General features: G+C 41.8%; 19 protein-coding genes. 13 read left to right on the top strand and 6 right to left on the bottom strand.

What is annotated here, in order from left to right:
• The first annotated feature begins 13 nt into the window (after positions 1 to 13).
• The 3 genes from ACFQV5_RS11230 to ACFQV5_RS11220 all read left to right on the top strand — a co-directional run bounded on the left by ACFQV5_RS11230 (position 14) and on the right by ACFQV5_RS11220 (position 3,109).
• Complete coding sequence (locus ACFQV5_RS11230; protein WP_379246697.1) at positions 14 to 1,024, top strand: Gfo/Idh/MocA family protein; 1,011 nt, start codon at positions 14 to 16, stop codon at positions 1,022 to 1,024.
• A 169-nt stretch (positions 1,025 to 1,193) separates the two neighbouring features.
• The gene (locus tag ACFQV5_RS11225; protein WP_379246695.1) at positions 1,194 to 2,471 is read left to right on the top strand and encodes an MFS transporter; all 1,278 of its coding nucleotides are present in this window, start codon (positions 1,194 to 1,196) and stop codon (positions 2,469 to 2,471) included.
• Positions 2,472 to 2,548: 77 nt separating this feature from the next.
• Positions 2,549 to 3,109, top strand: a complete 561-nt coding sequence (locus ACFQV5_RS11220; protein ID WP_379246693.1) for a helix-turn-helix domain-containing protein — start codon at positions 2,549 to 2,551, stop codon at positions 3,107 to 3,109.
• A 63-nt stretch (positions 3,110 to 3,172) separates the two neighbouring features.
• On the opposite strand, the gene ACFQV5_RS11215 is transcribed toward ACFQV5_RS11220, so the two are convergent.
• Positions 3,173 to 3,745 carry a TraR/DksA C4-type zinc finger protein gene (locus ACFQV5_RS11215; RefSeq protein WP_379246691.1) on the bottom strand — a complete coding sequence of 191 codons (573 nt, stop codon included), beginning with the start codon at positions 3,743 to 3,745 and terminating at the stop codon, positions 3,173 to 3,175.
• A 229-nt stretch (positions 3,746 to 3,974) separates the two neighbouring features.
• Here ACFQV5_RS11215 and ACFQV5_RS11210 point away from each other — a divergent pair, with 229 nt between their 5' ends.
• Positions 3,975 to 4,352 (top strand): DivIVA domain-containing protein, encoded by a 378-nt coding sequence (locus ACFQV5_RS11210; protein ID WP_379246689.1) that lies wholly within the window; start codon positions 3,975 to 3,977, stop codon positions 4,350 to 4,352.
• A gap of 75 nt (positions 4,353 to 4,427) precedes the next feature.
• Here the strand turns inward: ACFQV5_RS11210 and ACFQV5_RS11205 are convergent, their stop codons facing one another.
• Positions 4,428 to 4,994, bottom strand: coding sequence for a cupin domain-containing protein (locus ACFQV5_RS11205; RefSeq protein ID WP_379246687.1), 567 nt, complete (start codon positions 4,992 to 4,994; stop codon positions 4,428 to 4,430).
• Positions 4,995 to 5,248: 254 nt separating this feature from the next.
• On the opposite strand from ACFQV5_RS11205, the gene ACFQV5_RS11200 reads away from it, so the two are divergent.
• From ACFQV5_RS11200 to nagE, 4 genes are all read left to right on the top strand, one after another.
• On the top strand, positions 5,249 to 7,990 hold the full coding sequence (locus ACFQV5_RS11200) for an ATP-binding protein (RefSeq protein ID WP_379246685.1): 2,742 nt from the start codon (positions 5,249 to 5,251) through the stop codon (positions 7,988 to 7,990).
• Positions 7,991 to 8,247: 257 nt separating this feature from the next.
• Entirely contained in the window at positions 8,248 to 9,120 is an 873-nt protein-coding gene (locus ACFQV5_RS11195) for a PRD domain-containing protein (RefSeq protein ID WP_379246683.1), read from the top strand.
• 13 nt (positions 9,121 to 9,133) lie between these two features.
• Entirely contained in the window at positions 9,134 to 9,631 is a 498-nt protein-coding gene (locus ACFQV5_RS11190) for a PTS sugar transporter subunit IIA (protein WP_379246681.1), read from the top strand.
• A 328-nt stretch (positions 9,632 to 9,959) separates the two neighbouring features.
• The gene (nagE, locus tag ACFQV5_RS11185; protein ID WP_379246679.1) at positions 9,960 to 11,417 is read left to right on the top strand and encodes an N-acetylglucosamine-specific PTS transporter subunit IIBC; all 1,458 of its coding nucleotides are present in this window, start codon (positions 9,960 to 9,962) and stop codon (positions 11,415 to 11,417) included.
• 104 nt (positions 11,418 to 11,521) lie between these two features.
• On the opposite strand, the gene ACFQV5_RS11180 is transcribed toward nagE, so the two are convergent.
• The 3 genes from ACFQV5_RS11180 to ACFQV5_RS11170 are packed head-to-tail and all read right to left on the bottom strand — an operon-like array spanning position 11,522 to position 15,179.
• A complete protein-coding gene (locus tag ACFQV5_RS11180; protein WP_379246677.1) occupies positions 11,522 to 12,670 on the bottom strand; it encodes a Ger(x)C family spore germination protein in 1,149 nt (382 codons plus the stop codon).
• Complete coding sequence (locus ACFQV5_RS11175; protein WP_379246675.1) at positions 12,667 to 14,064, bottom strand: spore germination protein; 1,398 nt, start codon at positions 14,062 to 14,064, stop codon at positions 12,667 to 12,669. The genes ACFQV5_RS11180 and ACFQV5_RS11175 overlap by 4 nt, the downstream gene beginning before the upstream one ends.
• Positions 14,061 to 15,179, bottom strand: a complete 1,119-nt coding sequence (locus ACFQV5_RS11170; protein ID WP_379246673.1) for a GerAB/ArcD/ProY family transporter — start codon at positions 15,177 to 15,179, stop codon at positions 14,061 to 14,063. The genes ACFQV5_RS11175 and ACFQV5_RS11170 overlap by 4 nt, the downstream gene beginning before the upstream one ends.
• A gap of 160 nt (positions 15,180 to 15,339) precedes the next feature.
• Here ACFQV5_RS11170 and ACFQV5_RS11165 point away from each other — a divergent pair, with 160 nt between their 5' ends.
• Positions 15,340 to 16,737 carry an amino acid permease gene (locus ACFQV5_RS11165; protein ID WP_379247003.1) on the top strand — a complete coding sequence of 466 codons (1,398 nt, stop codon included), beginning with the start codon at positions 15,340 to 15,342 and terminating at the stop codon, positions 16,735 to 16,737.
• 25 nt (positions 16,738 to 16,762) lie between these two features.
• Here the strand turns inward: ACFQV5_RS11165 and ACFQV5_RS11160 are convergent, their stop codons facing one another.
• Positions 16,763 to 17,389, bottom strand: coding sequence for a LysE family transporter (locus ACFQV5_RS11160; protein ID WP_379246671.1), 627 nt, complete (start codon positions 17,387 to 17,389; stop codon positions 16,763 to 16,765).
• Positions 17,390 to 17,608: 219 nt separating this feature from the next.
• Here ACFQV5_RS11160 and ACFQV5_RS11155 point away from each other — a divergent pair, with 219 nt between their 5' ends.
• The 4 genes from ACFQV5_RS11155 to ACFQV5_RS11140 all read left to right on the top strand — a co-directional run bounded on the left by ACFQV5_RS11155 (position 17,609) and on the right by ACFQV5_RS11140 (position 23,111).
• Entirely contained in the window at positions 17,609 to 18,121 is a 513-nt protein-coding gene (locus tag ACFQV5_RS11155; RefSeq protein ID WP_379247001.1) for a metallophosphoesterase family protein, read from the top strand.
• A gap of 18 nt (positions 18,122 to 18,139) precedes the next feature.
• Positions 18,140 to 19,066 carry a Gfo/Idh/MocA family protein gene (locus ACFQV5_RS11150; RefSeq protein WP_379246669.1) on the top strand — a complete coding sequence of 309 codons (927 nt, stop codon included), beginning with the start codon at positions 18,140 to 18,142 and terminating at the stop codon, positions 19,064 to 19,066.
• A gap of 71 nt (positions 19,067 to 19,137) precedes the next feature.
• Entirely contained in the window at positions 19,138 to 20,010 is an 873-nt protein-coding gene (locus ACFQV5_RS11145; RefSeq protein ID WP_379246667.1) for a DUF72 domain-containing protein, read from the top strand.
• A 224-nt stretch (positions 20,011 to 20,234) separates the two neighbouring features.
• Positions 20,235 to 23,111: a 2-oxoglutarate dehydrogenase E1 component gene (locus tag ACFQV5_RS11140; RefSeq protein WP_379246665.1), complete on the top strand. Its 2,877-nt coding sequence runs from the start codon at positions 20,235 to 20,237 to the stop codon at positions 23,109 to 23,111.

Here is a 23,111-nt window from a genome sequence, read left to right as displayed (position 1 = left end):
GAGGAGTTACTTCATGGGCAACAAACTACGCTTTGGTATTATGGGGACAGCGAGAATAGCAAGGAATTCTATGATACCTGGCATCATAAAATCAGAACGCTGTGAGGTAGCCGCCATTGCGAGCCGAAATAAGGAGAAGGCCGCAGAAGTTGCCAAACAATTTAACATTCAAACGTATTATGGATCCTATGAAGAATTGCTCGATGATCCTGAGATAGACGCAGTCTATATACCGCTCCCTAATCATTTGCATAAACCCTGGACTATCAAAGCTATCAAAGCTGGAAAGCATGTCTTATGTGAAAAGCCTGCTGCGCTTAGTGAAGTGGATGTACGTCAAATGGTTGATGCGGCACGGGAGCACAAGGTTGTATTTGCCGAAGCCTTTATGTATCGATATCATCCGAAGCATGCACGTGTGCGAGAGCTGATTGACAATGGTGAAATTGGTGAAATCCGTAGTATACATGGAAGCTTTACCTCTAACTTTGCTGCGGATAAAGGGAATGTCCGTTATAGCAAGGAAATGGGTGGAGGTTCGATCTATGACGTCGGGTGTTATCCCATTTCAGCGGCACGGATGATCTATGGCCAAGAACCGTGCGCCATTACGGCATATGCGTCCTACTCTGCTGAGCATGATAATGTGGATATGATGGCACATGGGCTGCTTGAATTTGATCATGGGTTAGGGTTGACCTTTGAATGCGGAATGTGGACATATTCGAAATGTTCCTTGGAGATTTCCGGGAGTGAGGGAAGGATCGAATTGCCATCAGCATTTGGTTGGGAACGAATGGAGGATCAAGCCCAGATATTAATTCACACTGCTAAAGGTACCCGTGAAGAACGTCTTGGTGCTCATAATCACTTTGCACTTCAGGTGGATGCAATGGCAGCAGCAGTTATGGATGGTGTTCCTCTACCGTTTAGCCCTGAGGATGCAATGTACAATATGCGTGTAATTGATGCATGTCTCGAATCAGTACGCACTTCGAAGCGAGTTGTAATCGGTCAGACCTAAGATATGATTTATTGAAAATAAAATAATGAGTTGTAAACTTCAATAAACCGCTCTTCTTAAGCGGTTTATTTTTTTTTGCCTATTGCAATATAATGGAATATCGTTAAAATAAAATTAACGTTAAAAATATTTTAACGATATAGAAATTTTAATGAATAGGGGAAATGACATGCAAACGGCGGCGGTTAGTGAAAAACAAGGATTTCGAGGGCTCATCAAGGTTCGTTCATACATGATGTATATGCTTGCTCAGGTGATATCCAGATTCGGAGATTCGGTAGACTCAATCGCATACAGCTGGTTGGCATACACTTTAACAGGCTCGGAACTGCTGATGGGTTCGCTTTTTGCCTTTAACTATCTTCCGGGGTTAATTTTCAGTATGTTTACAGGCGTTTTTGTGGATCGGTGGTCCAAGAAGCTTGTCCTCGTACTTACGTATACAGGGCGAGCTATCTTTGTAACTATTACGGCGATTTTATATGCAATGGACCAACTTCAGGTTTGGCATTTATTTGTGATTACATTCATGAACTCCACTTTGGAGTGCTTCTCACGTCCAGCAGAAGTGTCATTAATCCCAAGACTGCTTCCTAAGGAGAAATTGCTTACAGGTAATTCATTCGCTTCATCGATGAGTAGAACGGCTGAACTGATAGGTATTTCTATAGCTGGAGCACTTATAGCTCTCTTAGGAATGGCCGGTACTATAGCAATTGATGCATTAACATTTCTTATCTCCGCGATCATCATTGCCTTCATTTCGAATCCGGAAAGTGACGAAAGTCCTGATGCGAATAAACAAGATTCTCACAATTTGAAGACCGACTCTAAATCTGTGCTGGGAGATATTAAGGAGGCGTTAACCTTTATAGGGAAGCATTCACTTCTGCTAACTACGACTTGTTTAGCTGCTTTTATTAATTTTTGTCTAACCCCTCTGAATGTGCTTCAACCTGTTTACGTTCGTGAAATTTTAGGCGGTGATGCAGGAGGTATGAGCTTGCTTGGAACCGGATTACTGATTGGTATGATACTTGGAGGTTTATGGTTAGGAAATTACGGGGGGAAGTTTCGAAAAAGTTCACTTATTCTATTTGGGACACTCCTGCTTGTGGCTGGATACATGCTCATGAGTTTGCCGGCGATCTTGCCAGCTATGCGAATGGAAGTTGCAGTTGTTAGTATGTTTATAAATGGTTTTGCCGTTACAGTTGCAAGCACGCCGGTTTCTACGTATCTCATGGAAGTTACGCCGAGAGAGATGCTCGGTCGTATTGGTGCGTTGCTTGGTGTGATGTGCACAGCTGCGATGCCGCTGGGGAGCTTTTTAACTGGGTTAGCGGCTCAAAATAGTACTCCAGCTATTTTATTTTTTGTCATGGGTTTACTTGTAGCTGTTCCAGTTATATTTCTTTTCGGCAAAAAGAACTTTCGAGCAATTTAGAAGTACTTTGTGTTTTCAACCCTTCCGGCCTATAATAAAAGCATACTATTTGAATCGTGAAATTGAGGTGTCCGGTTGTGGAGACTAAAGTACTGTCAACACTCGAAGAAATAAAAGTTTATTCTGATCCCTACCGACTTAAGATTTTAAATATATTTCATAAGCTGGATCGACCGGCCACGGTAAAAGAAGTAGCTGATGAAATGGGTGAAGTGCCTGCGAAGGTTCACTATCATGTGAAGAAGCTGGAGAAGATTGGCTTGGTTCATCTTGTATCGACCAAAGAGATTAATGGCATTGTCGCTAAGTATTATTTGCCCTTCTTAGGTACGATAGAAATCAATCGTCAGGATGCACATTACGAACCTTCTGCCGATGAGCTGATGCGCTCTGAAATGTATAAATTACTATCAGAATTATATGAGCAGAATAAAGAGCGTTTCTTCAAACAGGTAAAGAACTCAGATAAGCCACATGCCAGCATAACGAATAATACGCTTTATATGACAGACGAAGAGGCACGTCTTTTCTTTAAGGAAGTCGTGAAGATGAGTGAGAAATACTCAGAGAAAAAGAAGGATAAAGAGTATCGATCTTATGAATTTTTTTCGACCATTATTCGTAATGAAATGGATTAAAATAAAGAGCGGGCACCGATCGATTGTTCGGTGTCCGCTCTGTCTTGTTTTTGGACGTGAAACTTATACGTCCTTTTTATAATCATCTTTTCCTGGTTCGATTGACATAGCTGGGGACGTCGCGGTGCCATACTCCTCAACTGCATCCCAAGCACCTGCATCATCAAATCGACCATCCGCTTTTTGGCGGTTAACGCCTGCTCCAGATGGGGGAGGTGTCATTACATCTTCTTCAACTGGACGGTAGTCACTTATACTCTGATCCGACGCATGATCGATGCAATAAGAGGTGTAGGGCAAAGCCTCTAATCTTTCAAATGGAATCTCTTTGTTGCACACTACACAAGTCCCATAGGTACCTTCTTCAATTCTATCTAATGCACTCTGAATTTGTTCTAATTGATTATCAAGTGTACCATCAATCGCATGATCCCTTTCACGTTCGTACGTTTCAGTACCAATATCAGCGGGATGATTATCTGCGGAGCTAAGCTCACCCGTTGATTCACGTAGTGAATCACTTGTTTGCATATCATTCCCTTTATCGTTAAGTTCAAAATGATTCTCGAGCTGTTTTTTCTCTTCTGTTAGCATATGTTTCAGCTCTTTTAGCTGCTGATCCGTTAAATGTTTCATATAAATTAATCTCCCTTCTTAGACGCCTGATGAGTAACGTTATGTAAATTCCTTACCCGAATCCGCATATAAGCAATCAATTGATAGAATTGCAAGTCGTTCGAACGATTTTGGAACATTCTCCAAAAAATCAACAGACGGTTTTAAACACCCCATCGAATATGATATAAAAAAGAAAGGAGCAGGACTATAGAGCGGGTGCTGTACCAATATTTGGAGGTATACGATAATGGATGAACACATGAAACGCCGATTGGATAAACAAAAGAAACTTTTTAGACAGCTTGGCATTCAACTGGACGCTTTGTCTATCCATGAAAAAGAGTTTACAAACAAATTAAGAGGTTACGATGCGGAGGAAGTCGATTCATTCCTGGATGATGTCATCAAGGATTATGAACGATTCTACGCGACGATTTCCGATCTAATGGATAAATGGCAGGAACAACAGATCATGATTCGTGATTTGAAAGCTGGTATCCGTCCTGAACCGGAGCACCCAGTCATTGATCCTTCTGCGATTGAGGAAATCGTTGTGAAGCTTGAAGCTGACCTAGCAATACTTAAGAAAAAAATACGTCCTGAACAGCAATTTTACATCGATTAACATAGTGTTTTTAGTTTACTTACATAAAAGCCGCGATTCTTCCGTCAGGGAGAATCGCGGCTTTTGTTTCTGCCTTTAAGTTCTGATCTTTAAGAATGGAGGTGCAGGTGAGGAGGAGCGCTTTAGCTCGTTATGTGCTGTTGAGGATGGAATGTTACGACTGAACACAGGTTGTGGGGTAAGTTGAGCATCGAAGGGTTGATTATTTTCCATTACAAGGTTGAATGCATCAAGACCCGTTATCAAATGTGGATTTTCTTTGTTGTAAATGGAGATCAACTTTGATTGGTCACGGAGTGAAATTATTTCATGTAGCCAGCCTGCTGGAATGTAAGCAACACACCCTGTAGTCAGATAGAGAGAGTTGAAAGAGGTTGTTGCCTGTGGGCGGGTAATGCTAATCGTGAATTCGCCGTTCAGAACATAACAGAGTTCATCAGCATCCGTATGCCAATGCGAAGGAATGGTTTGACCACGCTGTATTTCATACTCCGTCATGGACATTGAACTCAGCAGAGGAATCATATTTGACGTAAGGTCTGATTGAGAGCCAGTTGAACAGGTTTTTGCATGCTGATGCAAATTCCATACCAAGGTGGTGTTATAGAGACCGTCAGTTCGGTTCAAAGCTGAAAAAGTCATATTGGATAACCGCCTTTCCGGTATAGATGAAATAGTTCGTCTTATTGTATGCGTAATGATTTTGTAATCTGCTTGATTTGTTGTAATTCAGGAAAGATCTAACCTGTGGCAGAGATTTATCTCGGGTACCGTGTGTGATGACCTACGACAAAAGTCACGAAGAGATAGTAGAAACACCTTTATCCTTGTAATGTATTTTCATAACAATTACTATAATAATAAGGAAAAAATTGATAGCACAGGGAGGTTGCCACTTGCCTAACAACCTAAAAGTAAAAATACGAACAAAGATTATACTAGGCTACTTACTCGTGTTATTTTGTCTTGGAATGTTTCTATTCGTCGTTTCGGGGCGGTTATCTTCACTCCAACAAGAAGCTGACTTTATTGAAAAACATGATATAGAAGTTCATAGTCTTACACACGAAATTGAGAAAAACATGCTAGAGCTCGAGACAGGCCAGCGTGGTTTTGTCATTACGGGTGATCCAGTATATTTACAACCGTATGAGCAAGCTTTGTCGGCATGGGAAACAAATTATAATAGCTTATATCAACTAATTATCGACAATAATCTTCAAGTGAAGAATCTAGAGAATATCAAGGGTAATATCGTAAAATGGATTGAGATCGCTGGTCAACCAGCTGTTCGGTTGAAGCAAGTCGGACAGGATGAAGAAGCACTGCAATTTTTTATCGACGATCCTGGCCAGTTAGCGATGAAAACGATCCACAATCAATTTACAACATTCCGTAATACGGAGAGAGAGCTGACATCGGAACGCATTGCACTGATGAAGAAGAGTAACACTAATCTTATGATTAGTATGTATTCACTTTTGGCCGCCGTTGCGTTAGCTACTATTCTGACTGCTTGGTTTATCTCGAAAAGTATCGTTAAACCGATACGTAAAGTAACGGATATGATTTCAGATATAGCTGAAGGTGTAGCCGATGGAGGTAATCTGTCTAAACGAATTCAAGTAAATACGCATGATGAGGTTTTTGATTTAGCTGAAAACACCAACAAACTGCTCTACAATGTAAGCCGCCAAACCTGGATGAAGGACCAGATAACGGTGATGTCAACTTTACTTCAAAGTGCTGATCGGTTGGATACATTATCTCGTTTTTTCATACATAAAACAGCCGGTGTTATGGGTGTTCCTTACGCGGCACTGTTTATTAATAGAAATGACACGGAGTTGGTCAAAGCTGCGGCATTTGCAGATCCAATTGGCGAACCATGGGATAAAGTAAGAGACCGATTCTCACCTGGAGAGGGACTTGTGGGTCAATGCATGCTTGAGAAGCGTACTATTCAGTTTGATGATATACCACCGAATTATGTCCGAATTGAATCTGGATTGGGAGACGCAGAACCTTCAAGCTTAGTAGTAGCACCAGCTATGTTTGAGGGTAAAGTGCTGGCAGTTATCGAGATGGGGATGTTCAAACCACTTGATTTAGAGAAAGTACAACTACTTGAGCAATTTCTTCAATTACTTGGTGTTACATTAAATTCTATCTTTCATAAGATGGAAATTCAGCAGTTATACCGTGAATCACAGGCTTTGAATGAGGAGCTGCAGGTCCAGTCAGAAGAACTTCAGTCACAGACCGAAGAGCTGCAAGCACAGACCGAAGAACTTCAGATACATGCGGAAGAAACACAATTGCTGAACGAACGGTTGGAGGCCAAAAAAGCCGCTGCCGAGCTTACGGCAAAAGAATTAGAAAAATATGCGGAGCAGGTAGAGCAAAGCTCTAGATACAAATCTCAGTTTCTGGCTAACATGTCACATGAGTTGCGGACACCTCTGAATAGCATGTTGATTCTGTCACAGATTTTATCGGAAAATAAACAAGGCAATTTATCCGAAGAAGAAGAAAATTATGCTTCGGTGATTCATAAATCAGGTAGTGAGCTGCTTAATTTAATCAACGATATTTTAGATTTGTCGAAAGTTGAAGCCGGAAAAATGCAGGTCGATATGGATATGGTTAATTTGACGGAACTACCGGAAGTGATGATGGGTTATTTCAGCAAATCTGCCGAGAATAAAAATTTGAAATTTGAGATTGAAATGGATTCGGCAGTTCCAGATACGATCTATAGTGATGGTATGCGGCTTCACCAGATTTTGCGTAATTTATTATCCAATGCGATCAAATTTACTGACGAGGGTAAAGTAAAACTGACCATTAGTAAGATACAATCCGTAAAGTGTGATGAATATTCCTCGAACTCAGAAATGATTTCATTTAGGGTGGAAGATACTGGTATCGGGATATCAGAAGAGAATTTAAAACCGATCTTTGAAGCTTTTCGACAAGGAGATGGGGCAACAGCGCGTAAGTTCGGAGGAACGGGTCTCGGCTTGTCCATATCTTTGCAGCTTGCAAAATTATTAGGAGGGCATATTACAGTCGAGAGTAAGGAAGGAAAAGGTAGTAGATTTACACTCTATCTTCCTTCTCGCGCTAATTCAATCCAGGATGAAAGTCTATTCATTGTTCCTGAGGTTGCAGCAACGATAGAGAAACATCCTCGTTGGAGCATAAGCTCTCTTCTAGATGATGATTTCCAAGAATGGGATCAATCTCTTCAGCTGGAAGGTCGCACAGTCTTGCTTGTAGATGATGATATTCGAAATGTATATGGTCTTACGAATGCACTTGAAAAGGTCAAGATGAAGGTGCTAACAGCTCAAAATGGTTATGAATGTTTGGAGATTCTCGAAACGGAACCGGATATTGATGTAGTTCTGCTCGACATTATGATGCCTGAAATGGATGGCTACGAGACATTGAAGAGAATAAGGGAACATCAAGAGTTTGAATCCCTTCCTGTTATCGTTTTAACAGCAAAAGCAATGAAGGAAGATAAGGATAAATGTTTAGCAGCTGGTGCCAGCGGATATATGAGTAAACCTGCACAATTGGGCGATGTGGTTGCAGCGATTCGGGTATCATTATTAGATGTAAATTCGTAAATCGCTTGTATCTTCTTTCTATGAAGAATAAGCTGGTACGAGAGTGGAAGGTGTTTCGTTAGGCCCAGGTTGACGGTGGATTTGATTTGCATTATGATTAATTTAATTAACCGCATTTGCATCATTGGAGTGGCGTGTTACCGTTTACGGGCATGAGCCAAGGAAAGCCTTTGTTATAAAGGTCTTCCTTGGCTTTTCTATTTTTATTGAATTCTTCAACCAAAATCGGTTTAAGTTAATAAGAAAGGGGGATGTACATGAGCGGGACGGAAACGTTTAAGGTCATCCGGGTGATTGGTAACAATGTCGTTATGGTCCAAAGCGGAAAAAAGGAATATGAGTATGTAATACTTGGCAAAGGAATCGGTTTTGGTGCGAAGATTGGCGGAACGATTACATCGGATGATCCCCGCATCGAGAAGCTGTTTAAGTTGGAGGATCGTGAACAATGGAGCCAACATCATCATTTGTTAGAGGATTTTGATGATCAAGTGCTTGATATCACAGATGAGATTTTAAACAGCATCACTAAAGAATTTCCGGGTAAACTAAACGATAAAGTATATCTTGCACTGCCAAGTCACATTCAGTTTACGATTTATCGCATCCGTAATGGAATGGATATTATTAATCCATTTCTTGAGGAAACGAAGATCAGTTTTCCGAAAGAGTATGAAATAGCCATGAAAGCGGCTGAAATGATAGGCCGTACTTTTGACATAGAGGTTCCGGAGGATGAAGTAGGGTTTCTAACATACCATGTGTATTCTGCTGTAAGTCATGTTCCAGTTGGTCAGCTTGTCAAAGCTTCCAATATGGTGGGACGCCTTGTTGGAATTATTGAACATGAACGAGGGATTGCGTTTAAGAATGGCAGCATGGACCATGTTCGTCTTTTAATGCATTTACGATTCTCCGTGGATCGGATATTAAATCAATCTGTCAAAGTAGATAACCCTTTTGAAGAACAGATCAAAACTAACTTTACGGATGAATACGGTTTGGCTAAGCGCCTCGCCGAAGTAATGGAAATAGATCTCGGAAGGTCTATTCCTGAAGCTGAAGTATGTTTCTTGGCTATGCATTTATACAGATTATTCAGAGGACGCACTACACAGCAGCAAAGCTAAGGAGGAAATTTAAATGTTTGAACGTTGGAGAAAAAAAACAGCAGCTAAAAAAGAGGTTAAAGCACCGTTAACAGGTAAGGCTGTTCCGTTGTCTCAGGTGCCGGATGAGGCATTTGCAGCTGGGCATATGGGTAAAGGTATTGCAATTGAACCATCTGAAGGGCGTTTGATTGCACCGTTTGATGGCACAGTTGCTCATGTTATCAAAACAAAGCATGCTGTTATGCTGGAGGAAAAGGAAACCGGTCTGCAATATTTATTTCATATTGGGATTAATACGGTCGGCTTAAAAGGAGAAGGGTATACGAGCCACGTTAGTGTGGGTGATAAAGTAAAAGTTGGTCAGACGCTGATCGAGTTTGATATTGACGCTATTAAAGCAGCGGGTTACCCAACAGTGACTCCAATCATCGTTACAAATGCTGATGAATTCGCTTCAGATGTAGAAGGGCATTCAGGAAGTGTGATTGCAGGTACGGATCCTGTTCTTAGTATCACTTTTAAATCCTAATTGAGAATATTAATGATTGACAATTTTTAAGTACTGAATTAAGATATCATCATTAAATGAATAATTTTAGGCGTGTTACCATGCATATGGGCATGAGCCAAGAAGAAAATAGACTGTAGAAATACAGCCATTATTCTTCTTGGCTTTTTTTGTTGTCTTAAACAATAATTTTGCTTCATTGAAATGCTAATTACAGCACTTGAGTATAGGGGGGAAATCATACTCGGCTTGTTTGTGGATAGTAGGAACAAAATGGATATTCATGTGATGCATCATGTAAACGTTTTCAGTAAGATGTTAAATTATAGTTGTTGAAAGGATGATAAATATGCTGGCAAAATTACAAAGACTTGGTAAATCGCTCATGTTACCCGTTGCAACTCTGCCTGCAGCAGGGATTTTGCAAGGGCTCGGGATGATTGATTATCAAAAGGACATTCCCCTAGGAGCTGTTGGTGAATTTCTAAATCAATATGTAACACCGTTTATGACTTCAGGCGCTTTGGCGATTCTTGATAATCTGGCATTGATCTTTGCCATCGGGGTTGCGATTGGATTTGCTGGAGATGCGGTTGCTGCACTATCCGCGCTTATCTCGTATCAGGTGCTAATTAGTATCTTGGCTGCGGTTCCAAAACAAATGCCATTTATCGCTGACGATGTAAAACTGAATATGGGGGTACTTGGAGGTATCTTTGTTGGTGCTTGGTCCGCATATTTGTATAACAAGTATCATGATATTAAAATGCCTGATTGGCTTGGCTTCTTTGCAGGTAAACGCTTTGTTCCGATCGTTACTGCTTTCACCACCATGGTGCTGGCAGTTCTGATTGGAATGATTTGGTATCCGATTCAAAATGTAATTGCAGACTTCGGAAACTGGGTTGTGAGTTTGGGAGGGATCGGAGCGTTTATCTTCGGAACAGCAAACCGTCTCTTAATTCCTTTAGGATTGCACCACGTTTTGAACTCAATCGCTTGGTTCCAAATTGGTACATTTACGAACGCTGCAGGTGAGATCGTACAAGGTGACTTGTATCGTTTCTTCGCTGGTGATAAATCAGCAGGTATGTTTATGACAGGTTTCTTCCCAATCATGATGTTCGCAATGCCTGCTGCAGCACTGGCGTTCATTCATACAGCGAAGCCTTCAAAGCGTAAACTCGTAGGTTCCATTTTTATAGGTTCGGCAATTGCATCGTTCTTAACAGGTATTACAGAACCACTTGAATTCTCGTTCATGTTTATTGCCCCTGTTCTTTATGTGGTGCATGCGATTCTAACTGGTCTTTCTGGATTGATCATGTATACTCTGGATGTCCATCTAGGATTTACATTCTCTGCCGGACTGATTGACTACCTGGTAAACTTGAAGTTATCGACTAATCCGTGGTTGCTGATACCGGTAGGGCTTGCGTTCGGAGTACTATATTACTTCCTCTTCCGCATTATTATTGTGAAGTTGAACTTGAAGACACCTGGGCGTGAAGAAGATGAGGAGGAAGCGGCTGAAGATGCGTCTGTCGGAAATTCTACCACTGCTACATCGGGTGACACAAAAGCGGCTAAAGTGCTCGCGAACATAGGTGGAGCTGAGAATATCACAAGTATTGATGCGTGTATCACACGCTTACGCCTCGTAGTGAAAGACGATAAAGCCGTGAAGGATAATGAACTGAAGAAATTAGGTGCTTCCGGTGTAATGAGACTTGGACAGGGTGCAGTACAGGTTGTATTTGGACCACAAGCTGAATCCATTAAAGAAGAGATCAAGAAAATGTTGTAATCGTCAGCCTATATTAATAGAAGCGGTATAATACCGCTATAGTATTTCATGGAAAAGGGTATTTCAACGTCAGTTGAAATACCCTTTTATTATGTTATGTTGTATCAGTTCTCCATATTTTTACGCTGACCCCAGAATCGTAACCTGATTGATACTTCAACATCCTGCAATGATTCATCGGTAACATCCTTGCCTTCCGCATTCAGCTTTTTCCAAAGTTCGGGGTTTTTGCGGTATAAATGAAGGGATAGTTGATAGGGGTCAATATTTTTTCTTGATGCTTTTTGGAATGTTTGGACTATTTCATCGCTTAAGGCTTGTTTTGCTAATTTATTCATCTCTTCCAAACTTATTTTTCGATGCATATGTTGAACCATGGCATTCACATTTAATTTTACGCGGTAGGTGACTACATCATTTTGGCGAATGACTTCAATAGCGGGTTGTGGTGCTTCAAATAAAATACTGCCTACTGAGTCTCCCTCTTTCTTGATCTCTATTGTTGCCCTTGCTGATCTGCTTGCCAGCCACCTTATTCCTGAAATATCTTCCCGACTCATCCATCCTTTGTTTTTCTGACCTTGAATAAAAAAAGCTCCACTTAACTCCATTAGCGGATGCTGCCGCATGTTTTCCGACCAGTTGGCACTTGATATGTGTATGGACGGTAGCACAACGGTAGCTCCTTTCTCACGGTAGCGTATAATAAATTGATTGAATTGAATGGGCCGCACAAATGAAAATTGTTTAAAGCTCTCTTGCGGTTCATGCAGCAGTGAATGTAGGGGAGACAACTGGAAGAACGGAGTCGTAGTGAACAGTTCCTCTAATCGGTTTTGTGTCCCGTATATCCATTTTGTATAACGTATTTCCTGTGATCGATTGGTTAGGTCAAACACCTGATTCATGCGCTCAGCGGTCAATACGGGTTCTGTAAGTACCAGTGCAGTTACATGCCCCCAAGAAAGCTGCTGCTGATTCGTCGTATAAATGTCCGTGATCGCTTCAGATAAAGTTTTACCCGTCCCTCTTCCGACCCAAATGGGAATTTGTTCTGTTGCTTTTCCGCTTTCTTGCTTTGCTACACTGGAGAAATCAAGCATCTGGGCGTATACCATATATTCTCCATCCCGAAAATCAATTCCAAGTGCAGTGATATAGTTTATCTCTTGTATTTCTCGTATATCCCAACATCCCGGAAGGAGCGACAAGGAAATAGCTACGATTAGGGACATCCGAATCAATCGTCTCATAGGGAACCGCCTCTTTTGTTTTTTCCCGGAAATCTCATGAAATTTCGAAAGATTTTGGGCCATGAGAAGGGGGAGAAGGGGGCGAAAAAAGGTTGGCCGAATGGACGGTGTGAAGCGGAGTATTGAATTACAAAAAACAATGCAATGAAAAAACCAAACAATCCCAATACCCCTGACAGAATAAGAACAAAATATCGCCCTAAAGTAGTTGATATCGCTAAATCCTGATTTGAAATGGTAGCTCCGGCAACAAAGGACATTGCCCCAATCACGGTGAGTGTGGGGGAGAAAAGTCCGCCTCTTATCGCGGCATCACCAATGATAATGCCAGATACGACTGTAATAGTAGATCCTACTGGAGCAGGCATACGAATGCCAGCTTCTCTAAGTAAAGAGAGAAGGAATAGCAAAATTATCATCTCAAACAGCCCGGGAAATGGTAGTCCAAGCCTGGTATTAGCTACTGTTGCAAGCAATGGAAAAGGTATCTGGTCCTGATGGTAAGACATTAGTGCAATATAGAATCCCGGCAACAGAACAGCAAAAATGATACCGATCAGTCTTAATATTCTCCAGGGAAACGCGAAATAATATGGAAGTGTTGGGTCTTCGGCTGAAAACAGAAACTGCATAAGGCTGGATGGAGCAATAATTGCAATCGGACTGCCATCAATAAGAAGAGCCAATCTCCCTCTCATGAGAGAATCCAGAATATAATCAGGGCGACCGGTATAGTCAAAAACCGGCAGTATAGAGAACTTATACGGTGATATATGTTCAATGAGTTCTCCGGGACCAGCAGGTGAATCCCCGCAATATTTGTTAAGCTTATCGGTTATAGCTGTAACAGCTTCAGTCACAACTTTATCCTTTAAATAAACCATTCCGATTTTTGTAGGTGAAATATTGCCTACGCTGAATGATGTATACACCATATTCGTTGTTTTAAGTCTTTTCCGTATCAACGATATATTCGTTTCTAGACTCTCAACAAAACCGTCCCTAGCACCTTTGATCGCGATCTCTGTATTGGTATCTTCTGGTGAACGGTTTACATCTGCTGCTGCGTTGTAAGCGAGAAACTGATTTTCACCTGATAGAATGATGACAGCCATCCCGGAGAATACATTTTCTATAAGTGTATTCATGTCAGCGGTTATTCTCTGTAAAGATAGTACAGATTCGAGATTGGCTGGATCGGGTTTGCGGTTCTCCGAGCATGATCTATTCCACTCATCGCTGACAGCAGGCAGCAGTGTTTCAGATAATTGGGTGGAATCGCACATCATCCAATCGTACACAACCATACCCCAAGGTTGTTGCTCGGAAGCAGTGCTTTGCTCGGGATATATTTTGAATTTTACGTCTTCACATTCATTAAAATGTTCTCTCAAGCTTTGTGGGGTGAGGGACATGGTCGTACTTCATCTCCTTTCTTTGGATGGTTACTAGGACTCCGGATCAGGAATGTCATCAGCAGTAGCAGGACAGTAGTATACACAGCGGAGCCGGGTATGAAGAAATCCCTCATCCAGAAGTACATTTTCAGGTTACTGATTGGAGAAGCGCACAAAATGACAAGAAGTATGGAGAATAGAATCATTCCTGAAACCCGGTTTTTTTTCATGAAAAGCGCTTCAGCTGCAAGATACTTACACAGGCTGATGGAAAGATATGCACCGCTTAACCATTGAAAAATCGATAGGAAATCCACATGTTCAATAAACCTTCCCAATTTTACAAGCCTCCATTGCTCGTAGGCGGGATAACGCTGCATCTTCATTTCCTCAGCTCCAAATTCAGTTATGCCCGCGATCGTGGGACCAAGAGTAAGAATGACAAGCACCACATGGAATAACAAGGCTGTTCGCAGTTTCACGTTACCTTTGGTATGAGGGATGATAAACAGAGCAAGAATAAACTGGGTTAGTCCCCCGAAAACGACAGGGAGCCCTTTAAATATAGGCCCAAAACCGTCCTCTAGTATGGGGAATAAAAATGAATAATCTTTATATTTCACATTGACGGTTGCCACGAATATACCAAGTATCACGACGATTGGAAGCAATATACCAGCAGTAATTCCAATTGTAGTCATACCACTTACAGCCGTAACTAGGCATAGGGCAATAAGACAGAATGAAGTAACGAGAATAGGAGTTTGTAGCAGGTAAGTTGACTTCGTCCAATCTATAACTTCCTTTAATGTGTAAAAAGCAAAAGATATTAAATATACGGCAATCATGCTGGTAATTAGAATTCTGGCAAATTTACCTGAGCTTTCTTCTACAGCTTTACTGATTGTTCGTGTTCCTATCTTCTTCATTGTCCGAAAAGCTAGAAGAACCCAAGGGATAAAGAGAACACCCGCCACTGCTACGGTTATCCAGGCATTACGTTCAGATTTCTCCAGCACAACTGGGATAATCATAACGTGATTCGTTAACCCTGCTGTCAGCATCAACAACATGAATCCTTGAGATATCGGAATACCACGACTCGCTGTCAAACAGATCCCCCCAAAATACGGTGTATAAGGATAACTTTCACGAATAGAGGGGGGATTATGCACCGTTAGTTCAGCACATACTGAAGAATGTCCAGTATTATCAGTTCAATTTTGCGCTGATGAATGAAGAAAATCGAACAGAGTTGAGGAGGAGATTCCCATTAGCAGGGCAGCTTCACAGGAATCAGGGGGCAAGAAAGAAGCAACCCTGAAATGGTGGCAGCTATCGCTTCTTGGCGTAGCATCAACGATTGGGACTGGCTTTTTCCTAGGTTCAGGTCTGGGCATCAAACTAGGTGGTCCGGCGATTTTGATTTCTTTTCTTCTTGCTGCGATAGGCACATTTATCGTGTACGATGTTCTGGCTCGAATGACAGCGGAAGATCCTCAAGAAGGTTCCTTTCGAACTTATGCAAAAAAAGCCCATGGGCGATGGGCAGGTTTTTCTACAGGCTGGATGTATTGGTGCGCAGAGGTGCTCATCATGGGCAGCCAGATGACGGCACTTTCTATATTTTCCCGGTTTTGGTTTCCATCAGTTCCAATGTGGATTTTTGCAGCTGGATATGCTGTGTTGGGACTGTTAGTTATATGGATTGGTAACAAGGGATTTGATCGATTGGAAAATATACTTGCTGTTCTTAAAGTAGCAGCAATCTTGATGTTCTTAATCATTGCATTTATTGCCCTAATGGGTTGGATTAAGGGAGGGATTCAAGCGGGTGTACCTGGGATCTCTTATTCGTTTTTTCCAACGGGTGCGCTTGGATTATGGTCTTCACTCATATTTGCGTTCTATGCTTTTGGGGGTATTGAGGTTATGGGTGTCATGGCCATTCGACTGAAAGATCCGAAAGATGCACCAAAAGCAGGTCGGGTCATGATATTGCTTCTTGTTGTTATCTATGTTCTCTCTTTAGGAGTTGCTCTTACCATGCTTCCATGGGATAAGTTCTCAACGACAGAAAGCCCGTTTATCGTTGCACTGAAAACCTATCATTTGCCATTTGTCCCTCACGTATTTAACGCCGTATTAATTATTGCCGGCTTTTCAACGATGGCTGCTTCTCTTTATGCAACCACTACGATGCTTGTGACATTGTCTGAGGACCACGATGCTCCTAAACTATTTTCAAAAAAAATGTTTAAACGTAAAACACCAATGTACGCTCTTGGTTTAACAGCTGCAGGGCTTATTGTTTCTATTGTATTGTCACTGCTGATGCCAGGGAAGATATATGAGTATTTAACAACCGCAGCAGGGCTTATGCTTCTATATAATTGGTTCTTTATTCTGATATCTGCTGGTCGCAACTTGGAGTTGTCGGTATGGGGGCAAATTAAAAGGTTTACCGGTATGATTATCATCCTGCTTGCAGTCAGTGGAACGTTGTTTCATAAAACGAGTCGTCCAGGTTTCTGGATTAGCCTGGGTTTTATAGTGATTATAACGGCTGTCGTGCTAATGATGCAGTCCAAATGGCGTAAATCAGATAAAGAAGAAGAAAGTGAAGATATAGCTAAACGTTCAAAATATCGAGTTAAACCTGCAAAATAATAATCCCCTATAAAGAAAAATCGAATTAAAAAATCAACAATTTTAGTGCTCGTATGCCGAAATAAAGCCCGAATCCAATTAGGGATAGTCCAGATATGACTGAAATGAAGGTTATAGCCCGATTACTAAAATATTTACGGAAAATACTTGCCATCCCGGCCATCGTAAAATCCCATATCAACACACCGAGAATAATTGCGAAACTGAATACAAAGAGATCAGCTGTTCCATAATCCGATGCTGTTTTAACGAGTACGGAACCATAGATTCCAAGCCAGAATAAGATGCTCATTGGATTAGAGAGTGACATAAGGAAACCAGAGAATATAGAAGAAAGTAATGTGTCATCTTTCTTTTGATTACTGATGGTGATTTTACGAGCATTTATTAAACTTTCAATTCCGGTGTACATGAGAACAAAGGCGCCGAATAACCATAGAAAAGTTTGCATGAATGGTGTACTAAGGAAGTGAACTACACCCAGATAAACAAGGACCATGTAAAGGATGTCTGCCAGAACTGCTCCAAGCCCGAATAACCAGGCATGCCAAAAGCCTTTCTTGATTCCCTTGTCCAACTGCGCAGCGTTGATCGGTCCGATAGGTGCGGATAAAGATAGGCCGAGAAAAACATAACTTAAAAACAGACTCATGTATTCACTCCCATTCTAAATCGTGGATCATGTAATTCTTGAATAAATGCTTGTACACATTGTATTCACGCAGAGCTTAATGTATCACCTAACCAATGAAAAATTGGTTTCATAGACCGCACTCACCGCACTTCTTGTGCGGTTTTTATGTTTCTTTGATTGTATAAATTTGCAGAATTGGGTAGGCTCTGTATGATAGACAAGAGAAGGAGGGGTATGATGTTAAGACCATATAAAGTGGGTGTCCTTTCTGATACGCATATGCCTAGAATGGCTAAGAAATTGCCATACGAACTTCTTAAAGGTTTGGAAAACTCGGATTTAATCATACATGCTGGAGACTGGTCGGATTGGTCGGTATATGAAGCATTGCGAGAGCTAGCACCTGTAGAAGGTGTAGCAGGAAATGCAGATGGTAAGGAGATCCAGGAGAGGCTTGGGTTGAGTAAGCTTCTTCTCATTGAAGGTTGCCGAATCGGGGTGGTACATGGTCACGGTAATAAGGGAACAACAGAGAAAAGAGCGCTCAGTGCTTTTACCTCTCAAAATGTGGACTGCATCATATTTGGTCATTCGCATATCCCTTTACTTAAAGAAGTGGGTGGAGTCCTTCTGTTCAATCCTGGATCACCCACGGATAAGCGGCGACAGTCTCAATACTCTTATGGAATAATCGAGATTGAAAGCGGAGAAATTTATGCTCGGCATGTATATTATGATCATAAACATTAGCAGATCGGAGAGATGCAGATGAAAGTTGGCGTGATTGGTCTAGGAGATATTGCCCAGAAAGCTTATTTGCCGATCATGGCAGGCATCCATGAAGTGGATTGGGTACTTTCCACAAGAAATGAAGCTGTTCTGGAGAAAATGAAAGCGAAGTATCGATTTACAGAGACTGCACCTACCATCGAGAAGCTGATCGAGACGGGTATATGTGCAGCTTTTATACATACATCAACAGAGTCTCATCCAACAATTATCGAATCGTTGCTTCAAGCAGGCATTCATGTTTATGTGGATAAACCCATTGCGTATCATTATGAACAAGCTAAAGCTTTAACAGAGCTCGCACAGTTAAATAAATGTGTACTTATGACGGGTTTTAACCGTCGATATGCACCCATGGTTTCTGCCCTGAAAGAAGTGAAAGACCCAAGCTATATTTATATGGAGAAAAATAGAGTTTATCATCCGGATTATGCTCGAAGATTTATATTTGATGATTTTATTCACGTGGTAGATAGCATTTCATATCTATCGTCTGGTGAAGTGCGTGATCTTTCGATTTCTGCACAAGTTCAAAACGGGATGTTGTACCAAGTGATGCTAAAGCTCGAAGGTGACAACTATACGGCTGTCGGTTTGATGAACCGTGATAGTGGTATGACGGAGGAACATATTGAAATGATCGGTTCAGGTCAAAAGCACGTAGTGCGTGGTCTCAACTCCACGATTTATTTCAGTGAAGGAGAAGAGAAGCATCACTCATATGGAGATTGGGTACCTGTGCTGAAACGGCGAGGATTTGATGATATTATTACAAGCTTTTTGAAATGTGTATCTGGAGAGATGAAGCAATATCCTTCCATGGAGGAAGCGCTTGAAACCCATCGTTTATGTGAGCTTATTGTAAAAAAGGCAGAAGAAAAGGGTGCTTTAGTTTGGAGTCCATGATTTTTAAAATGTGTTGAATAGGTTAATAGAGAAAGACGACGTTTCTTATATCAGAAATTTGGAGGTTAAACATGTCTGGAAGAGAAACGGTCAGTGACCGTATCTATGTTGGATTATCAGGTTGGGGAGACCATGATGATCTGTACGTTAAGGGAACGAAGCCGGCTGACAAGTTGAAAGTGTATACACAGCATTTTCCTATTATTGAGATGGATAATTCGTTTTATGCGATCCCATCTCCGAACAAAATGAACAAATGGAGTATGCAAACCCCTGACAATTTTGGTTTTATTGTCAAAGCTTATCAGGGCATGACCGGGCATTCGCGTGGCAAAATTCCATTTTCGGATATGAGAACGATGTTTAATGTATTTAAGGAGTCAGCTGATGTACTAGGTAAGCAGGATAAACTAAAGGCGGTTTTGTTCCAGTATCCACCTTGGTTTGAATGTGAGCGGAAAAATGTCGAAATTTTAAAGCGGACTAGGGAGTGGATGGACGGATTTCCCGTTGCGCTGGAATTTCGTCATCGGAGTTGGTTTTTGCCAGAATACCGGGAGAAGGCATTACAGTTGATGCGGGATGAAGGATGGATTCATAGCATAGCTGACGAGCCGGATGCTGGAGTTGGTTCTATACCGGTCATTCTAGAATCAACTCAGTCTCATGCGACTATGATCCGTCTACATGGACGAAATGCATCGGGTTGGCATGCAAGCGGACAATCGAATTGGCGTGAAGTAAGATACTTGTATCGTTACAATGCCGAAGAATTGGAGGAGTGGAGACGAAATATTCTTCTTTTGTTAAACAGCACAGAAGAATGTTGGCTCATCTTTAATAATAATTCCGGTGGGGATGCAGCGGACAACGCAAAGCAATTGATGAAACTTTTCGGTTTAGAGAGTGGCCCAGAACCAGTAAGGCAGTTAGAATGGGAATAACAGTAGAAAATAATAGGTTATAATCCTATTAATGGGTTATTATTTAGCTTGTTTGCTCTTTGATAACAGAATTGTCACGAAAAATTCGCAAATTCATCTGTTTATGAGATGATTATTATATAAAAAGGCTATTTTCGGTAAGGTGCATAAGTGTATTATAATGAATTTGTAATTAGAAATTCCGTCCATGAACTATCAAAATAATCTGACGGAGGGAGTCAGCGATGAAGACCCTTGACAGAATGACAGAGGGACCATGGCAGAAATATCACGGTCCGAATTTAGGGTACATTCAAGACCAGTACGAAAAGTTTTTAGAGGATCCGCAATCTGTGGAACCCGCATATCGAGATTTGTTTGCTAGCTGGGGATCTCCTCCATCTTTGCCAAACAAAGAAAAGAAAGCGGATACGCAGGTGTCTAATGGAACGGTTGATCGCGGATTACTGAAAAAAGGCGTGAATGCCGGTAAGCTGGTGTGGAACATCAGAACTTACGGCCATCTTGCTGCAGACATTGATCCGATTGGCATCGGAACGGAAGTAGACACTCGTCTTCTTCAACCAGAAACATACCAACTCAGCCAAGCGGATTTAACTGCCCTGCCTGCAGAAGTCGTATGGGAGGAAGCTCCTAGCGATGTTAAGAACGGGTGGGAGGCGATCCAAAGGCTGCATCAAATATATACGGGAACGATCGCCTATGAATTTAGTCATGTGCATGAAGAGGAAGAACGTAACTGGCTGAACAGCCAAGCTGAGTCCGGAACCAACCCGGCTCCTTTGAATGTAGAAGAGAAGAAACATCTGCTGAAGAGATTGCTTGAGGCAGAGCAGTTTGAAGAGTTCTTGCATCGTACTTTTGTAGGGGCTAAACGCTTCTCTGTTGAAGGAAATGATGCGCTCATTCCATTGCTGGATGAAATCGTAAGAGAAATGGCCCATGCAGATGTCAGTTCCATTCTGATGGGGATGGCTCACCGTGGACGCTTGAATGTTCTTGCTCATGTTCTCGGCAAATCGTACAGCAAAATCTTCTCGGAGTTTCTAAACTCTCCGAATAAACATCTTGTTCCATCTGAGGGTTCCATGGGTATCAATTACGGCTGGACCGGTGATGTGAAATATCACCTCGGTGCAGATCGTTTCCTGAAGAAGGAAGATGCTCGTGAGGTTCGTATAACACTTGCTAATAACCCAAGTCACTTGGAGTTTGTGAACCCGGTAGTAGAAGGGTTTGCTCGTGCTGCTCAAGAGGACCGCAGTGCTCCTGGCTATCCTCAGCAAGATGTGAATAAAGCGGCAACCATTCTGATTCATGGTGATTCTGCATTCCCTGGTGAAGGAATCGTTGCTGAGACGTTGAACTTTAATAAGCTTCCTGGATTCCGTAATGGCGGTACGATTCATATTATCGTTAACAACCGGATCGGTTTTACTACAGAAGGGAAAGATTCACGTTCTACTCATTATGCAAGTGATCTCGCCAAAGGATATGAAATCCCTATAGTGCATGTGAACGCGGATGATCCGGAAGCATGCATGGCTGCCGCGCGTCTTGCAAGTGAGTATCGCAATAAGTTTAAGAAAGACTTCCTGATTGATCTCGTGGGGTATCGTCGTTATGGTCATAACGAAACGGATGATCCAGAAACGACACAACCACTCATCTATCAGAAAGTGAAGAAGCATGCCACTGTTGCTAACCTGTACATGAATAGACTTGTTAGTGGTAATGAAATCAGTCAAGCTGAAGCTGATGAACTGAAGGCAAAAGTTCTTAATGGATTGAAGGAAGCCTATGATAGTGTTAAATCCAAGGAGCCTGTAGATCATGTATTGCTTGGATTGAATCCATCTAACGAAAATAGCAAGCCGAAGGCAAAGACAGGTGTACCTGTTGCAACCCTTAACGCTATTAATACAGAGCTTTTAAAGTGGCCAGAAGGATTTACGGTATATCCTAAACTTCAGCGTATTCTTGAACGTCGCAGCACTGCGCTTCAAGATGGTGAGAAGGTAGACTGGGGACATGCAGAGACATTAGCATTCGCTACCATTCTATCTGAGGGTCAACCGATTCGTATTACAGGTCAGGATGCCGAACGGGCTACGTTTGCACATCGTAACCTCGTTTTGCATGACGCTGTCGATGGATCAACATTCTGCCCGCTTCATACTTTGCCACAAGCAAAAGCTTCATTTGCAATATACAACAGCCCTCTTTCCGAAGCATCGGTATTGGGTTTTGAATACGGGTATAACGTATATTCGCCTGAAACGCTTGTTATTTGGGAAGCTCAGTATGGTGACTTTACGAACTGCGCCCAGGTTATTATTGACCAGTTCATTACTTCTGGTAGCTCAAAATGGAGACAGAAATCTAGTCTCGTAATGATGCTTCCACACGGTTATGAAGGCCAAGGTCCTGAACATTCGAGCGCTAGATTGGAAAGATTCCTGCAACTCGGCGGTGAGGATAACTGGACAGTTGCTAATTTGACTAGTTCAGCTCAATATTTCCATCTTCTTCGTCGTCAGGCTTCCATTGTAAATACGGAAGATGCGCGTCCACTTGTTCTGATGGCTCCTAAGAGTCTCATTCGGAATCCGCGAGTAGCATCACCGGCTACAGCTTTCAGTGAGGGATCTTTCCAAGAGGTTATTGAACAACCTGGTCTAGGGAAAGCACCTAAGAAGGTTGAACGTCTTGTTCTCTGCTCTGGTAAAGTGGCTATTGATCTCGAAGATGCGATCGAGAAGCAAACGGATGAGGATTATGCTTGGCTGCATGTAATCCGAGTGGAGCAGTTGTATCCTTTCCCGAAAGAGGAAATTACTCGGATTATGAGCAAGTATCCGAATGTGAAAGAGATCCTTTGGGTACAGGAAGAGCCTCAGAATATGGGCGCTTGGAGTTATATGGAACCGAGAATTCGTGAAATTGCACCTAAGGGAACCGAAATTCGTTATAGCGGGCGTCCGGAACGTTCAAGCCCTGCGAGCGGATATCAGGATGTGCATATTTATGAACAACAGACAATCATTTCTTTTGCCCTTAATCGCAAAACTATAAATCAACATATCTCATTGGGGAGGTAA

The organism is Paenibacillus sp. GCM10028914, from assembly GCF_042666275.1.
Taxonomy (GTDB): domain Bacteria; phylum Bacillota; class Bacilli; order Paenibacillales; family Paenibacillaceae; genus Paenibacillus_AQ.
The sequence above is the reverse complement of the archived record's forward strand: the minus strand, read 5'-3'. Positions and strand labels throughout refer to the sequence as shown.

Coding starts and splice junctions, on each gene's coding strand:
- ACFQV5_RS11230 (WP_379246697.1), top strand. CDS start 14: ATGGGCAACAAACTACGCTTTGGTATTATGGGGACAGCGAGAATAGCA.
- ACFQV5_RS11225 (WP_379246695.1), top strand. CDS start 1,194: ATGCAAACGGCGGCGGTTAGTGAAAAACAAGGATTTCGAGGGCTCATC.
- ACFQV5_RS11215 (WP_379246691.1), bottom strand. CDS start 3,745: ATGAAACATTTAACGGATCAGCAGCTAAAAGAGCTGAAACATATGCTA.
- ACFQV5_RS11210 (WP_379246689.1), top strand. CDS start 3,975: ATGGATGAACACATGAAACGCCGATTGGATAAACAAAAGAAACTTTTT.
- ACFQV5_RS11205 (WP_379246687.1), bottom strand. CDS start 4,994: ATGACTTTTTCAGCTTTGAACCGAACTGACGGTCTCTATAACACCACC.
- ACFQV5_RS11195 (WP_379246683.1), top strand. CDS start 8,248: ATGAGCGGGACGGAAACGTTTAAGGTCATCCGGGTGATTGGTAACAAT.
- ACFQV5_RS11190 (WP_379246681.1), top strand. CDS start 9,134: ATGTTTGAACGTTGGAGAAAAAAAACAGCAGCTAAAAAAGAGGTTAAA.
- nagE (WP_379246679.1), top strand. CDS start 9,960: ATGCTGGCAAAATTACAAAGACTTGGTAAATCGCTCATGTTACCCGTT.
- ACFQV5_RS11180 (WP_379246677.1), bottom strand. CDS start 12,670: ATGAGACGATTGATTCGGATGTCCCTAATCGTAGCTATTTCCTTGTCG.
- ACFQV5_RS11160 (WP_379246671.1), bottom strand. CDS start 17,389: ATGAGTCTGTTTTTAAGTTATGTTTTTCTCGGCCTATCTTTATCCGCA.
- ACFQV5_RS11155 (WP_379247001.1), top strand. CDS start 17,609: ATGTTAAGACCATATAAAGTGGGTGTCCTTTCTGATACGCATATGCCT.
- ACFQV5_RS11150 (WP_379246669.1), top strand. CDS start 18,140: ATGAAAGTTGGCGTGATTGGTCTAGGAGATATTGCCCAGAAAGCTTAT.
- ACFQV5_RS11145 (WP_379246667.1), top strand. CDS start 19,138: ATGTCTGGAAGAGAAACGGTCAGTGACCGTATCTATGTTGGATTATCA.
- ACFQV5_RS11140 (WP_379246665.1), top strand. CDS start 20,235: ATGAAGACCCTTGACAGAATGACAGAGGGACCATGGCAGAAATATCAC.